Raw genomic sequence first — 14173 nt, forward strand, 5'->3', positions numbered from 1 at the left:
TGGGGCGTGAACCTTTAGAGAGAGGGACTTTCCATCCATGAAATTGTCAAGATTAGCACCCCTTGCCGTTCTTGCCTGCGCATTGGCCCTTGCAGCTTGTGCGAACACCGTCCGCGGCGCGGGCAAGGACATTAACAACACCGCTAACGCGGTCGAAGATTCGATAAACCAGTAATCTGACTGGTCTCTGATTTAATTGGCCCAAAGCTTAGCTGGGCCACGATCTAATCTGGGGACGAGCGGGCATTTGCACAAGGCAATGCCCGCTTTCCGGCCTCAGGCGGTTGCGCGCACATTGTGCTTGCGCTTCATGAAGTCCTTGGCGGTTTCCACCGCCACGGCGGCATCACGGCAATAGGCATCGGCACCGACCGCTTTGCCGAACTCCTCGTTGAGCGGCGCACCGCCGACCAACACGACATAGTCGTCGCGGATGCCCTTTTCCTTCATCGTATCGATGACAACTTTCATGTAAGGCATTGTTGTCGTCAAAAGCGCCGACATGCCGACGATATCAGGCTGATGCTCTTCAATCGCCGCCAGGTATTTTTCGACCGGATTGTTGATGCCAAGGTCGATGACGTCGAAGCCTGCGCCTTCCATCATCATGCCGACGAGGTTCTTGCCGATGTCGTGGATGTCGCCCTTGACCGTGCCGATCACCAGCTTACCTTGCTTGGGTGCGCCGGTAGCGGCGAGCAGCGGGCGCAGGATCGCCATGCCGGCCTTCATCGCGTTGGCGGAAAGCAATACTTCCGGTACGAACAGAATACCGTCGCGGAAATCCTCGCCGACGATGCGCATGCCTTCGACCAAGGCCTCAGTCAGCACCTTGTAAGGGACCCAACCGCGCTCGAGCAGGATGTTCGTGCCTTCCTCGATCTCTTCCTTCAGGCCGTCATAAAGATCGTCATGCATCTGCTGCACGAGTTCGTCGTCGGAAAGCTCGGAAAGGATAATTTCGTCGTCGGCCATGTCCACTAACCTCATTGCGCCGGGCGACATTATTGCCGCGCCAAAAGCTTTGCCCAATACCTATCCTCTGGAAGGCGTGTACCCATAGCTGATTTGCGACTTTCTGCAAAAGGAAAGCGACCGGAAATCTAAGGGATTTCTTGTCGATTTTGAGACAGGCGTTGGCGCTGGCTGGCCGTTTTTAGTAAAGTGCATGACTACGATCCGGCAAGGCGCCGCCGCATGGGTGGCCGGCACGGATTCAGGGAAGACGAATATGAGTGAGAACGCGGCAGTTGATAACCATGAGGGCGATCATCACGCGGCTAGTGGTCGGCGCGGGCGCGGCGCAAGCGGTGGCGCGGCTGCGCGGCGCGCGGCGCGTTCTGGCGGCGGGCCAGGCACGCAGCTCACCTACATCAGGCGCAAAATCAAGGTCTATGAGGTGCTGGACGAGGAAGGTCTGGCGCTGATCGAGAAGAATGCCGACACGGTGTTGGAAGAGACCGGCATCGAGTTTCGCGACGATGAGGAGGCACTGGAATTATGGAAACAGGCTGGCGCCGACGTCAAAGGCCAGCGTGTGCATTTTCCCAAAGGCCTATGTCGCTCGTTGCTCAAGACCGCGCCGCCGATCTTTACCCAGCATGCGCGTAATCGTGACCGCTCCGTTCAGATTGGCGGCGATGCGACCGTCTTTGCTCCCGTCTACGGCCCGCCCTTCGTGCGCGATCTCGACGGCAACCGTCGCTATGCCACAATCGAGGATTTTCAGAATTTCGTGAAGCTTGCCTATATGGCGCCTTCCATCCACCATTCGGGCGGCACAGTGTGCGAGCCGGTGGACGTGCCGGTCAACAAGCGCCATCTCGATATGGTTTACAGCCATATCAAATATTCCGACAAGCCGTTCATGGGCTCGGTGACCGCGCCCGAACGCGCCGAGGACACAGTGGCTATGGCCAAGATCGTGTTCGGCGACGAATTTGTCGAGAACAATACGGTGCTGACCAGCCTCATTAACGCCAATTCGCCGATGGTGTTCGATGAGACCATGCTGGGTGCGCTCAAGGTCTATTCGCGCCATAACCAGGCTTGCATTGTCACGCCGTTTATTCTTGCAGGCGCCATGAGCCCGGTGACGGTGGCGGGAACGCTCACGCAAGTGTTAGCCGAAGTGCTCGCCGGTGCTTCGTTCACGCAGTTGGTGAACCCGGGGGCGCCTGTGCTGTTTGGCACCTTCGCCTCTTCCATTTCGATGCAATCGGGCGCGCCGACTTTCGGCACGCCGGAGCCGTCGCTGGTTTCCTATGGCGCTGCTCAACTTGCCCGCCGTCTCGGTCTGCCGTTTCGTACAGGCGGCTCGCTCTGTGCATCCAAAACCGAGGATGCGCAGGCGGCCTATGAAAGCGCCAACACGTTGAACTCCACCATTCTGGCCGGCACCAATTTCGTGTTACATTCTGCTGGCTGGCTGGAGGGCGGGCTTGCTTCGAGCTATGACAAGTTCATGATGGATATCGACCAGCTCGGTATGCAACAAAAGTTCGCCGAAGGGGTCGATCTGTCGGAGAACGGCCAGGCGATGGACGCCATTCGGCAGGTCGGGCCGGGCAGCCACTATCTCGGCTGCGATCACACGCAGGCCAATTTCCAGACTGCATTCTATCGTTCGAGCATCGCTGACAACAATTCGTTCGAGCAGTGGCTGGCCGAAGGCGAAAAGACTGCGCCGCAACGCGCCAACCAACTCGCGCGTCATTGGCTGGAAAGCTATGAGGCGCCGTTCCTCGATCCGGGCATCGACGATGGCCTCAAGGACTTCATTGCCAAGAAGAAGGAGTCGATGCCTGACGCCTTCACTTGAAAGGAGCCCGATTCCGGCCGGGCTAAAGTGGCCAACATCATCCATAAGGAAGTCTGGCGCAGCGCCTTCAAGCAGCCGGATGGAGAATGACGTGCATTTGGACGGGGATGCGGGCTGGCTGAAATCCTGCTTGCAGGTGCGCCGGCCAGATGAAATCCTCATCGGGTTTCGGAGGATTTCGCCATGCACCCGGCCGTCGTTCTAATCAGCGTTTTTGCCATTTTCATCCCGGCTCTTGTCCTGCCCGGGCCGGATTTCATCGGCGTGGTGCGCTCTTCGATGACACACGGAGCCAAGGCGGGGCTGCTTACGGCCATTGGGGTCTCGATTGGGCTGGGCTTCTATGCGACGCTCGGCCTTGCCGGCCTGTCGGCTGTACTGATCCGCTTCGAATGGCTGGCTTGGCTGATCCGTATCGTCGGCGGCGCCTACCTTATCTATCTCGGCATCAAGCTTCTTTTGGCCAAGCCCGAACCGGTTGAACTCAGTCAAAAGGCGAGGCGCGGCAATCCGCTGATCTTCGGGCTTGGCGTGACGCTGACCAATCCCAAAGCCATCGTTCTGTTCGCCTCCGTTTTTGCTACTTCAGTCACGGCAGCGACGCCAGGTTGGCTTATGGCGGCCATGATAGTGCTGATTATTGCAAGCTCGCTGATCTGGTATTCCATCGTCAGCCTGTTCATGTCGTCCGGCCCGGTCGTGCGTCTATTCAGTCGAACTCGACACTGGATTGAAAGATTCGCCGGAGCCTGCTTCATTCTGGTCGGCGGCCGCATTCTTGCCGGCAGCCGCACGCCGTTGATGCCGTGACCGATTGCGCATCGGTCGCCAGACTATTTGCGCCGCATGGTCTGATCTTACGCGGCGGCTTTAATTTTGGCGCTTCGGAAGACGCGCCGCCCGGCCCTTCGGGGGAGCCGGCAAAGGCGGTTCTTCTGGTGGGGCAGGCAGGCGCGGCGCCTTGGCCGCATTTTCAGCGTTGGCTGGCCGACCAACCGGAAAACATCGAGAACCCGCTCGATACCTGGTCCAACCTGGTTATCGGTGAGGTGGCGGCGCAGGTCGGAGCGAGGGCAATTTCGCCCAGTGAGAGGCCATTCATGCCATTCCAGCAATGGGCCATGCGGGCGGAGGGGCTTCGGTCGTCCCCGCTCGGTATCCTGATGCACCCGGAATATGGCCTGTGGCACGCCTATCGCGGAGCGCTTCTGTTCGACCGGGAAATAGTGGTGACGGCACTTGAGAAACCGATTCATCTTTGCGACGCATGTGTTGGAAAACCTTGCCTGAAGGCCTGTCCGGCTCGGGCCTATTCGTCCTCCGGTTTCGCCTATCAGGATTGCCTTACGCATGTGCGAGGGCAGAATGGTGAACCCTGTCGAACAACTGGCTGCCTTGATCGCAATGCGTGCCCCTATGGCGTGGCCCATCGCTATCCGTTAGAGGTGCAGGTATTCCACATGGCGGCGTTCGCGGGCTTGCCTATGCGAGATTGAGGCCCGCTCGAAATGCCTCCGAGAACTCGACCGGTTGTTGAATGCCCGATAATGCATCCCACACTCCCTCCCAGCCGCCTTTGGCCGCCTTGGGCAGGCAACTTGTCGATGCCGAAGAAGACAGCCTTCCTCCGCCGTCAGCACCGCGGTTCCGCTCGCGAGGAACAAAATTGCTGTTCGGCGCCAGCTTAGTGATGATTGCCTTCAATTTGCGGCCATTGTTTTCGTCACTTTCCGTGCTTTTGGCGGAGGTAACCCATGCAACCGGTCTTTCGACTGCGGGAGCTAGCCTGCTCACTGCATTGCCGGTGGTCTGTCTCGGTGTTTTCGCGCCTTTTGCACCTGAATTGGCGCGGCGATTCGGCGCTGAGCGTATATTGTTGGGAGCATTGTTGCTGCTGACGATCGGCACTGCGTTGCGCGGCGTTGAGTCGGTGCCGCTGCTATTTTTCTCGACGTTATTGGCGGGCGCTGCCATCGCCGTTTCAAATGTCCTGCTGCCGAGCGTGGTCAAACGTGATTTCCCCGAAAGCGCAGCGATCATGACGGGGTTTTATACCATGGCGCTTTGTGCCGGCGCGGCTGCCGGTGCCGGACTGACGCTTCCTATTGAAAGCGTCGCTGGTTCGTGGTCGGGCGCGCTTGCTGCCTGGGCGGTGCCGGGATTGGCCGTGATCTTCATCTTTGCCCCGCAGGCGCTGTCAGCCAGGATGCCGCGCGCACGTTCAGCCTTCCGTGTGGTCGGTCTGTGGCAGGACCGACTCGCATGGCAGGTGACGTTATTCATGGGATTGCAATCGGCTTTGGCCTATTGCGTGTTCGGCTGGCTGGCCCCAATCCTGCGCGAGCGCGGTTTCGAACCTGCCGTTGCGGGCGGCATCGTCTCTCTTTCGGTGATGGCACAGGTGATTACCTGTCTTGCCGTGCCGTCCTTTGCCGTGCGCCGGCGCAACCAGCGTGGCGTCAATGTCGGTCTCGTCGCGCTTGCCACGGCCGCTCTGCTAGGCCTGATGTTCGCCCCGACATGGACGGTTCCGTTCTGGGCAGTGCTCCAGGGCATCGGGCAGGGCGGGTTGATTGCGGCAGCGATGATCGTGATCGTTCTGCGTTCGCCCGACTCCCATGTCGCCGCGCACCTTTCAGGCATGGCACAGGGTATCGGCTATGTTCTTGCGGCTATCGGGCCTCTGCTTGTCGGCCTGATCCGCAGTTGGACCGGCAGCTTCGACTGGGCGGCCGTGTTGATGGTGACGCTCGGCGTTGCCGCTGCCTGGATGGGCAGCGGAGCGGGCAGGGCACTGCATGTCGGGGCTAGGACCGTATCGGTCGGCAAGGCTGGCTGAGAAGGCAACCGTGGCTAAAGTGCCGTGCGTTCAACTGAGTGCATCTCACACTTTGGCCGGATATCGGAATAATCGAAAACGAGGGATCAGCCGCGGCCTCGCCGGCGTTCCCGGCGCCCTTCGCCGGTCTCCGTGCTCGATGGAGCCTTGTTGCGCAACGGCCCGATACGTTCGATGATCGTGTTCAGGGTCGGCCGTGTTGCTTTCTGGTGGTTGTCAAGGGCTTTGCGCATGGCAGCCAGATGGCCGAAAGACGTTCCGCAGCAACCGCCGATGATTCTGGCGCCGGCATCGACCGCAAGCCGGACGTAATCGGCCATTAGTTCCGGCGTGCCGGAATAGTGGATTTCCGATCCGTGAAATTCGGGGATGCCGCAATTGCCTTTGACGATGACGGTGGCATCCGGCTTCGCCTCCGTCATGTCGAGCAGCGATGCCAGGATGTCAGACGCACCGACGCCGCAATTGGCACCAACGCCAAGCGGCGCCTCGGCCAATCCGTCAGCTACGGCGTGGATATCCTTCGGCAAGAGGCCCATCATGGTGCGGCCCGCGGTGTCGAACGAACCGGTGTAGGTGTAAGGCAGACCAACCCGGATCGCCGCTTCCGCCGCGGCTCGGATTTCGTCCGGTGCAGACATGGTCTCGATCCAGGCGACTTCCGCACCGCCGGCCTTCAGGCCCTCGATTTGCTCCGCAAAAGCATCGACCGCCTCGTCATAAGTCATGGCGCCGAGTGGAACCAGAAGTTCGCCGGTCGGGCCGACCGAACCGGCGACGATGACCTTGCGATCCGCCTTGTCAGCGACAGCGCGGGCGATCTCCGCCGCGCGCTTGTTCAATTCGAAAACGCGATCCTGCGCATGATGGAGTTTCAGTCGATGACGGGTACCGCCGAAGGAATTGGTCAGGATGATGTCGGCGCCGGACTCGACAAAGTTTTTATGCAGGCTGGTTATTGTCTCAGGCGCCGTTTCGTTAAGAAGTTCAGGGGCCTCGCCCGCTTCCAGGCCCATGGCAAACAAATTGGTCCCGGTAGCGCCGTCTGCGAGAAGCACGCCTTTTTCGGCGATCAGGGCATCGATCGGATTGAGCATTGATGGCGGGCCTTTGGGTGAGTGTTTTGACTAATCATATAAAGAAATCTTTATATGATGTCAATGTCTGCGGTGTCTGTTGCAATCACCATTTCAGCCAGTTGGCGGGCGAAATTCCCCGCTTCATGGGCGTTGATGTCGGCGGCCCGGATCAGATTGTCGAAATGACGGGTGAACTTCTGGATCGGTTGTGCGGCACTCAGCACCAGATACATATCGCCGACATAGATGGCCGCACGATACGGTCCGAAAATCGTGTAGGGGATCGAATAGCGCGCGCGCCCATCATAAAGAAACAGCCGGAACGTCGGATAGAGATCTTCCAGGAGATGCGCCATGTAGAGGAGTTGAGCCCGCCGTGCGGCCGGCGGAAAACCGCTCCATATGCCCAACCCGCGCGCGAAGATTTCCAGTGTATGGCGCGGCATGCATACTTCCATGTCCGTCTCGGGGCGGCGGTTGTAATCGATGCGATATTGCGTCTCGTCGATCTGCGTTTCGCGGCTTCGGTTGGTGATGCCGGATTCATATTCGACAAGCGCTTCCGTGCGTAGCAGATCGGGAATGCCCGCCGGCACATAGCGAATTTTGGTGCCGATCGCCTCAGCGTGCCATTTCGCCAAAAGCGTCTGGTCGAAACCGCCTGACGCTTCCTCGATCTCCAGGCTTTCCCGGATCTCGCCGGTAACGCCTTCATCGTGACTGAGGCCGAGCATCCAATCCAGCGAGACCTCGAACCTCGCGGCGATATTGAGCAGTGTCTCGGCGCGCGGCAAGCGTGTGGAGGTGCCTGACAGCAATTGCGACAAGGCTGAGCGATCGATACCGACCGTGGCAGCAAACGCCGACTGGTTGAGGTCGGAGCGTGTCAGAAGGAGCCGAAGCCGATCACGGAAGACGCCAGAGAGGTCGCGCTTGTCCATCTTAGTATTCCCTTCTGGCAGTAAAATATTCCATTGCGGAGGCATGGTAGCCACATTCGCCCCAAGGTTATTCTATCCACGAGTTGATAATTCACAACATAAGATGACTTAGGTGCGCATAATAAACGTTATATGCGCATTGTCGCGTTGTCGGCGAAAATGTGTCCTGACACCATGTTGTCAGCATTCAATGATTCCGGAGATTGACGACGATGACGAGCAGGCAAGGCAGGGCAGGACAGGCACGAGCGGTCGAGTGGCCGACTGTCGCGCTTATTCTGTTCTGCTATGGGCTGTGGTTGGTCGCTGGCCTGTTCATCTGGCCGGCGTATCCGCTCCTCGCTCTTGGCTTGCTGGCCTTGACCGTAGCGTTGCACTCATCGCTCGTTCACGAGGTGCTGCACGGGCATCCGACACGCTATGCACGCATCAACGAATGGCTGGTCTTCCTGCCTCTCGGCATTGCATGGCCGTATCGCCGATTCAAAACGCTGCATCTACGCCATCATTATGACGAGCGGCTGACCGATCCGTTCGACGATCCTGAAAGCTATTATCAGGCGCTATGGCGGCACGACACAATGCCGCGAGCGATGCAATATCTGCTGCATATCAACAACACGATGATTGGCCGCCTGATCTTCGGGCCATGGCTTGCCTTCGTCGGCTTCTTCATTGCCGATGTGAAAGCCATACTGGCCGGAGATCGCAGCATCCGCAAGGCATGGTTCCTGCATGTCGCGGGGTTGGTTCCTGTGCTGGTCATCGTGCATTTCAGCTTCGGCATGCCGATCTGGCTCTACATTCTCGCACCGACATGGATCGGCCTGTCGTTGATTTCCATCCGCACCTTTGCCGAACATCAATGGTCGGAGCGTCCGGAGGGGCGTACTGTGATTGTGGAGCATTCACCGCTGGCGCTTCTGTTCCTCAACAACAATCTTCATTTTGTTCATCATAAGCAGCCGACTGTCGCATGGTATCAGTTGCCGAGGCTGTTTCGTGCCCGCCGCGAGGCGTGGCTGAAAGAAAACAACGGCTATATCTTTCCTAATTATTTCGCCATGTTGAAGGTGTATGCGTTCCGTGCCAAGGAGCCGGTGGTGCATCCTGTGCTGCGCCGAACCCCTGAATCAGGCCGGGCATTCAAGCCTCGTATTCGTGCCCGCAGCCTGAATGGGCTGGGCAGTGCGCCAGTGCCGGCCGAACCGCCGAAGGAATGAACGTAATCTTCGGCCGAGACTTGCATCCGCAACCGGAAACTTGTCCTTCATACTATGAGCCAATGGATCGCGGCGCTGCCGATGTATGACTGGCCCGAAACGCGGGCGGCGACGGATGCGGAGTGGGCAGCGCTATGCGTGGCGCTTCATAACAAGGGCGTTGATGCGCCAAGTAAGCTAGTGCGCCGGAATGCCGACCTGCCGCCCGTTCCAGGCGGGATTCGTGATCAGGCGGGTATGACAATTGCGCCAGATCCCGCAACGCTGCCGCCAAATGAGTTCGATTTGCACGCGCTCTGGTTACATCCGGCATTGTTGTTTGCGCAGACATGTTGGGGACCGATGGGGCTCGGCCTTGCCGCGCATGTCTCGGTCATCGGTCAGCCCGATTATTCGGCCTTCGAAGGAGGTGACGGCGAACTTTATTCCAGTGCACTCGTCATGCGCTCGGACATCTGCGATCAAGCGGTTGTGCCACCGGTAAGTGGTGGTTCGCTCCTTTCGCTGGATCTGCTGCGCGGCAGGCGCCTTGCCTATAACAGCGTGGACTCGATGTCTGGCATGCTCGCAATCAGCCGGGATATTGAATCGCTCGATGAAACACTGGGATTGTTTTCCAGTTGCATCGAAACTGGAGGGCACCGCGCCTCGCTCCGTGCGGTCGCACGGGGCAAAGCGGACGTTGCGGCAATAGATTGTCGTTCATGGAGTCTTTTCAAACATTTCGAGCCGACCGTTTCAGCCGGACTTCGGGTCGTTGGGTGGACAGCGCGCCGCAAGGGCCTGCCTTTCATTGCGGGCAGGGCGGTATCGCAAAGAGATCGGCTCGTTCTGCGTGAGACGCTGCATGAACTCGGCATGACGACGGATACAGACCCCATCGACTGAGGTCGTTCTGCGTGCTTCGCATCTTATTGCGGCGTGGACGCGATCTTTTTCAGACGCATAGTGAAAACCTGTCTTGGCTCGCCATTGCCGCCGAATATCTGCTTGATCTCGAACGCTCGGCCGTAATCCGCAGGCTCATAACCGGCCTTTGCGGCCACCTCCAGCATGCCCGGTCTTGGGGTGCCTGTATCGAGCAGGATAAGCATCACCGGTTCGCGTAGCTGGTGTGAAAAATCTGGCACTTCCGGGCTCAAGACAACGAGTTGCGGCTCGACAAGCCGCAGATTGCCAACCCAGTGCCAATCCGAGACCACGGTATTCACTGGCCCGTTGACGGTCATGTCCTTGTAAAGTTGGCTATAGTCGATGCGCGCAATGCTGCCACCGCTCGTTCCACCATAAACCTGATAGTACCAGGTGAAAGGAAGGGCGAGCAATGCAAGCACGGCGCCCGTACAGATCAGAACCTTTTGGGCCACAATGCCGCGCTCGCCCAATCTGTCTGCGTACATGGCGACGGCGACGGGCAGAAAGAGCAGGACCGGTAGAAACCAGCGATCGCGGAATTTAGTCGCGCCGCTCGCAATCATCAAGATCGCGATGATGCCGAAGCCGATGGCTATAGTGCGGACGGTGAGTTTTTCCCAGATGGCTGGCGGCAGGGGTTCGGACCGCGGTGCGGACCGCGCCAGGAGAAAAGCCAAGGCACTGACCAGAATCGGTACTCCGGCGAAGTTCAGTGCAGCATCGAGAAATCGCGCAATGCCGGCCAGGCGAGTCGTCAGGCCGTTCGAGGCAAGACCGAATTTATAGCTGCGAGCCATGAATTCACCCGGATGGGCGACGTTCCAGTATAGCGTTGGCAGGCAGACAAGCAGCGCTACGGCAAGGCTTATTGTCATGCGTGGGGTGAAGACGACCCTGCGCGCCTCTCTCAGGGAGAGCGCAGCCGTGAACAGGGCGGCGATCAAGATGAAATTGTTGTATTTGCCGAGGATAGCCAAACCCATCGCCAGACCGAAGGCAATGTAGGCGAGATTGGAGCGGCTGCGCAGCAATTCGAAATATGCAAGCAGCAGAACTGCGGAAAAGCACACTGCGGCAACTGAATGCGACAGGCTGTGCTGCATTTCCCAGAGGAATTGCGGGAAGAGGAACAGGCCGAGCATTGCGGCGGTTGCCGCGCGCCGGGAATAACCGGAACGTAGAACAGCGGCGAAGATTGCAAGCAGTGTTGCCAGGTACAGTGTGTACTTCACGATCTTGAGGGTGAGCACGCTGGTGCCGAAGATCGACGAGACAAGCCACAGCAGCCAGGTGAACAATGGCGGTTGCGAGCCGCCATAGCCGGCCCACAGAAAGCGCATATACATCAGCTGTTCGGCATCATCGACGCCGACTCCGGTGCCCATCCAGACTGAAAGAAGCGGCATCATGACGACCTGCACGACGCAATAAAGCGCAAGCAGCACAGTAAGGGCGCCGAAGGGGCCGATTCTGGCGATACTCAGCCAGTCAGCGGATTTGTCGGCAAAATTCAATCGGCACTCCATGGCCACGCAGGATCGTGCCCCGCTACCATGAAGCCGCCCTGCTTCACAACCAGCGGCTGCTAATACTTGAGGGAGGAATTTGACGTTTGAATCCCTGTTTGCTGCGAGCATTTCCGGACGTCGGAATCGCTGGAGCTTTGGACCGAAAAGTGGAATTCGTTTTGGGTCAATCCGATGCTCCGTCAAAGTGTTAGAGCGTCGTTTGTGCGTTCGATTGAACGCACGGCGCTCTAGCAGCCGGTTCAGCTCCGCATCTTTGCGCCGGTCGGATCGAACAATGGCTCGATATTGATGCGGGCAGGGCGCCGTGCCCCGAGAATCTCGATCTCGAACAGGCCTTCACCGTCGTTTCCAGCCAGTGCTGCCGGCACATAGCCTTGCGCCATCGACTTTTGAACATGATGGGCGTAACCGCCGGACGTCACCCAGCCGACGACCCGCCAATCGCCGTCGATGATGCCGCGGATCGAGGATGCACCTTCGTCGGCTTGCGAGGTGCGTACTTCCTTTCCGGTTTCGTCGAAACGCTGCGCGCCATAGCCATGCGGCTTTTCTATCGTGCCGTAGTCGGTGGAAACCTTCGCCCAGATCGGCTCGTCACCCATCACGTCGGCGTCGAGTGCGTCAACGACGAAAGAGACACGACGCAGTTTCGGACCTTGTTCCCGCTCTTTCGCTGCGGCCTCGCGACCAATGAAATCGTTCTTTTCCATGCGGATGAAGCGGTCCATTGTGCCCTCGAACGGACCGTAGATCGGCCGCAGTTCACGAAACCACGTGGGAAAATTCTTTTCCAGGCGCATGGAAAGCAGCGCGCGCATGCCGAAATCGACAATGCCGAATTCCGAGCCCGTTTCTTTGATGCTCTCGTAGACGAGACGCTGATAAGCCGGCTGCATCCAGATCTCGTAGCCGAGATCGCCGGTATAAGTCACCCGGTTAACGATTGCTGGTGCGCCGCCGACCGCCATCTCGCGATAATCCATGAAGCGGAAGGCGGTGTTGGAAACGTCGGTGTCGACCAGTTTTTGCAGCAGATCGCGTGATTTCGGACCGGCAATCGACAGGCCGACAAGCGTCTGATCAAAGCGGTGGATACGGACGGAACCATCCTTCGGCAGATGTTTTTCGAACCAGCGCATATGATATCTGGCGGCGGCCGACGAACCCCAGACCATGAATCGGTCGGTATCCGCATGCGCGATGGTGAAATCGCCGATCAACTTGCCGGATTCATTGAGCATCGGAGTAAGGACGATGCGTCTCTTCCTCGGCATGCGGTTGGTCATCAGCCGGTTGAGAAAATCTTCCGAACCTGACCCTGACACCTCATATTTGGCGAAATTGGCGATTTCGGTGACGCCGACGCCTTCGCGTACAGCTCGCACTTCGGCACCGACATGTTCGAAATCGTTGGAGCGGCGGAAGGAAACGCTGTCTTTCGGCTCTGTTCCTCTCGGCGCGAACCATAGCGGAGTTTCGAGCCCCCAGCTATCGCCCATCACCGCATTGTTGGCGAGCATGGTGTCGTAGAGTGGAGTGGTCTGCGCCGGTCTTGCAGCCGGCAATTCCTCGTTTGGAAAACGGATCGAAAAGCGCCGGGAATAGTTTTCGCGCACCTTGGCGTTGGTGTAACGGAGGGTCGCCCATTCGCCGAAACGGGCAACGTCCATGCCCCAAACATCAAAGCCGGGATCGCCGTTGACCATCCAGTTCGACAGCGCGAGGCCGACGCCGCCGCCTTGCGAAAAGCCGGCCATGACCGCGCATGCGACCCAATAGTTGCTCAATCCAGGCACCGGGCCGACAAGAGGATTGCCATCCGGTGCGAAGGTGAATGGACCGTTGATGATTTGCTTGATGCCGGCCTTTTCGATGCCAGGGAAATGCCTGAAGCCGACTTCCAGCGAGGGCGCGATGCGGTCAATGTCGGGCTGCAAAAGCTCGTGGCCGAAATCCCACGGCGTGTTGATCGGCGACCAAGGCTTGCAGGCCTTTTCATAGGTGCCGAGCAGCACGCCGTTGCGCTCCTGACGCGTATAAATCTCGCCCTTGAAGTCGAGCACGCCGACCATCTCGCGGCCCGTGCGAGCGTTGAATTCCTCGACCTCCGGCATCGGCTCGGTCAGCAGGTACATATGCTCCATGGCGAGCAGCGGCAATTCGATGCCGACCATGCGCCCGACTTCGCGGGCCCATAAGCCACCACAGTTCACCACATGCTCAGCCTTCACGGTGCCCTGTTCGGTGACGACATTCCAGGTGCCGTCCGCCTCCTGCGTCAGTTCCACCACGCGGTTGCGCAGCACGATTTCGGCGCCGAGCTTCTTGGCTGCCTTGGAATAGGCGATGGTCGTGCCGGACGGATCGAGATGACCCTCGACAGGATCCCACATGGCGCCGACGAAGTTCTTCTCATCCATGAGCGGGAACATCGCCTTGGCTTCCGCAGGCGTGATCAGTTCCGTGTCCATACCGAGATAGCGCCCTTTGGCATGGGCGAGCCTGAGGAAGTCCATGCGCTCGGGGCTGTCTGCCAGCATGACGCCGCCAGTCAGGTGCAACGAACAGGATTGGCCGGAAAGCTCCTCGATCTCCTTATAGAGTTGCACCGTATAAGCTTGCAGCTTGGCAACGTTCGGATCGCCATTGAGTGTATGGAAGCCGCCGGCGGCATGCCAGGAGGAACCGGACGTCAATTCCGAACGCTCGATGAGCATGATGTCGTTCCATCCCGCTTTGGCGAGGTGATAAAGAACCGAACAGCCGACGACGCCGCCGCCGATGACAATAACTTTTGCATGGGATTTCATGGAGATAGGTCCGAGA

General features: G+C 58.7%; 12 protein-coding genes. 7 read left to right on the top strand and 5 right to left on the bottom strand.

The annotated features are described in order from the left end of the window. Positions 1-37 precede the first annotated feature (37 nt). On the top strand, positions 38-175 hold the full coding sequence (locus tag BFN67_RS24675; RefSeq protein ID WP_080917751.1) for an entericidin A/B family lipoprotein: 138 nt from the start codon (positions 38-40) through the stop codon (positions 173-175). Positions 176-276: 101 nt separating this feature from the next. Here the strand turns inward: BFN67_RS24675 and BFN67_RS01220 are convergent, their stop codons facing one another. Further along, complete coding sequence (locus tag BFN67_RS01220) at positions 277-975, bottom strand: corrinoid protein (RefSeq protein WP_080917752.1); 699 nt, start codon at positions 973-975, stop codon at positions 277-279. 256 nt (positions 976-1231) lie between these two features. On the opposite strand from BFN67_RS01220, the gene BFN67_RS01225 reads away from it, so the two are divergent. The 4 genes from BFN67_RS01225 (at position 1232) to BFN67_RS01240 (ending at position 5660) form a co-directional block, all read left to right on the top strand. Continuing rightward, positions 1232-2821 (top strand): trimethylamine methyltransferase family protein, encoded by a 1590-nt coding sequence (locus tag BFN67_RS01225; protein WP_080917931.1) that lies wholly within the window; start codon positions 1232-1234, stop codon positions 2819-2821. A gap of 183 nt (positions 2822-3004) precedes the next feature. Further along, a complete protein-coding gene (locus tag BFN67_RS01230) occupies positions 3005-3631 on the top strand; it encodes a LysE family translocator (protein WP_080917753.1) in 627 nt (208 codons plus the stop codon). After that, positions 3628-4317 (top strand): hypothetical protein, encoded by a 690-nt coding sequence (locus tag BFN67_RS01235; RefSeq protein ID WP_080917754.1) that lies wholly within the window; start codon positions 3628-3630, stop codon positions 4315-4317. The genes BFN67_RS01230 and BFN67_RS01235 overlap by 4 nt, the downstream gene beginning before the upstream one ends. A 41-nt stretch (positions 4318-4358) precedes the next feature. Next, positions 4359-5660: a CynX/NimT family MFS transporter gene (locus tag BFN67_RS01240; protein WP_080917755.1), complete on the top strand. Its 1302-nt coding sequence runs from the start codon at positions 4359-4361 to the stop codon at positions 5658-5660. 86 nt (positions 5661-5746) lie between these two features. On the opposite strand, the gene bmt is transcribed toward BFN67_RS01240, so the two are convergent. Together bmt and BFN67_RS01250 are read right to left on the bottom strand one after the other, a co-directional pair. Continuing rightward, on the bottom strand, positions 5747-6757 hold the full coding sequence (gene bmt, locus BFN67_RS01245; protein WP_080917756.1) for a betaine--homocysteine S-methyltransferase: 1011 nt from the start codon (positions 6755-6757) through the stop codon (positions 5747-5749). A gap of 50 nt (positions 6758-6807) precedes the next feature. Beyond that, complete coding sequence (locus BFN67_RS01250) at positions 6808-7680, bottom strand: helix-turn-helix domain-containing protein (RefSeq protein ID WP_080917757.1); 873 nt, start codon at positions 7678-7680, stop codon at positions 6808-6810. A gap of 212 nt (positions 7681-7892) precedes the next feature. On the opposite strand from BFN67_RS01250, the gene BFN67_RS01255 reads away from it, so the two are divergent. Continuing rightward, positions 7893-8903, top strand: coding sequence for a fatty acid desaturase (locus tag BFN67_RS01255; protein WP_080917758.1), 1011 nt, complete (start codon positions 7893-7895; stop codon positions 8901-8903). 237 nt (positions 8904-9140) lie between these two features. Then, positions 9141-9791: a PhnD/SsuA/transferrin family substrate-binding protein gene (locus BFN67_RS01260; RefSeq protein ID WP_425349723.1), complete on the top strand. Its 651-nt coding sequence runs from the start codon at positions 9141-9143 to the stop codon at positions 9789-9791. A 23-nt stretch (positions 9792-9814) separates the two neighbouring features. Here the strand turns inward: BFN67_RS01260 and BFN67_RS01265 are convergent, their stop codons facing one another. Together BFN67_RS01265 and BFN67_RS01270 are read right to left on the bottom strand one after the other, a co-directional pair. After that, entirely contained in the window at positions 9815-11332 is a 1518-nt protein-coding gene (locus tag BFN67_RS01265) for an ArnT family glycosyltransferase (RefSeq protein WP_158083453.1), read from the bottom strand. 254 nt (positions 11333-11586) lie between these two features. Beyond that, positions 11587-14157 (bottom strand): GcvT family protein, encoded by a 2571-nt coding sequence (locus tag BFN67_RS01270; RefSeq protein WP_080917761.1) that lies wholly within the window; start codon positions 14155-14157, stop codon positions 11587-11589. Positions 14158-14173 lie beyond the last annotated feature (16 nt).

It is taken from the genome of Manganibacter manganicus (genome assembly GCF_002075885.1).
GTDB lineage: Bacteria > Pseudomonadota > Alphaproteobacteria > Rhizobiales > Rhizobiaceae > Mesorhizobium > Mesorhizobium manganicum.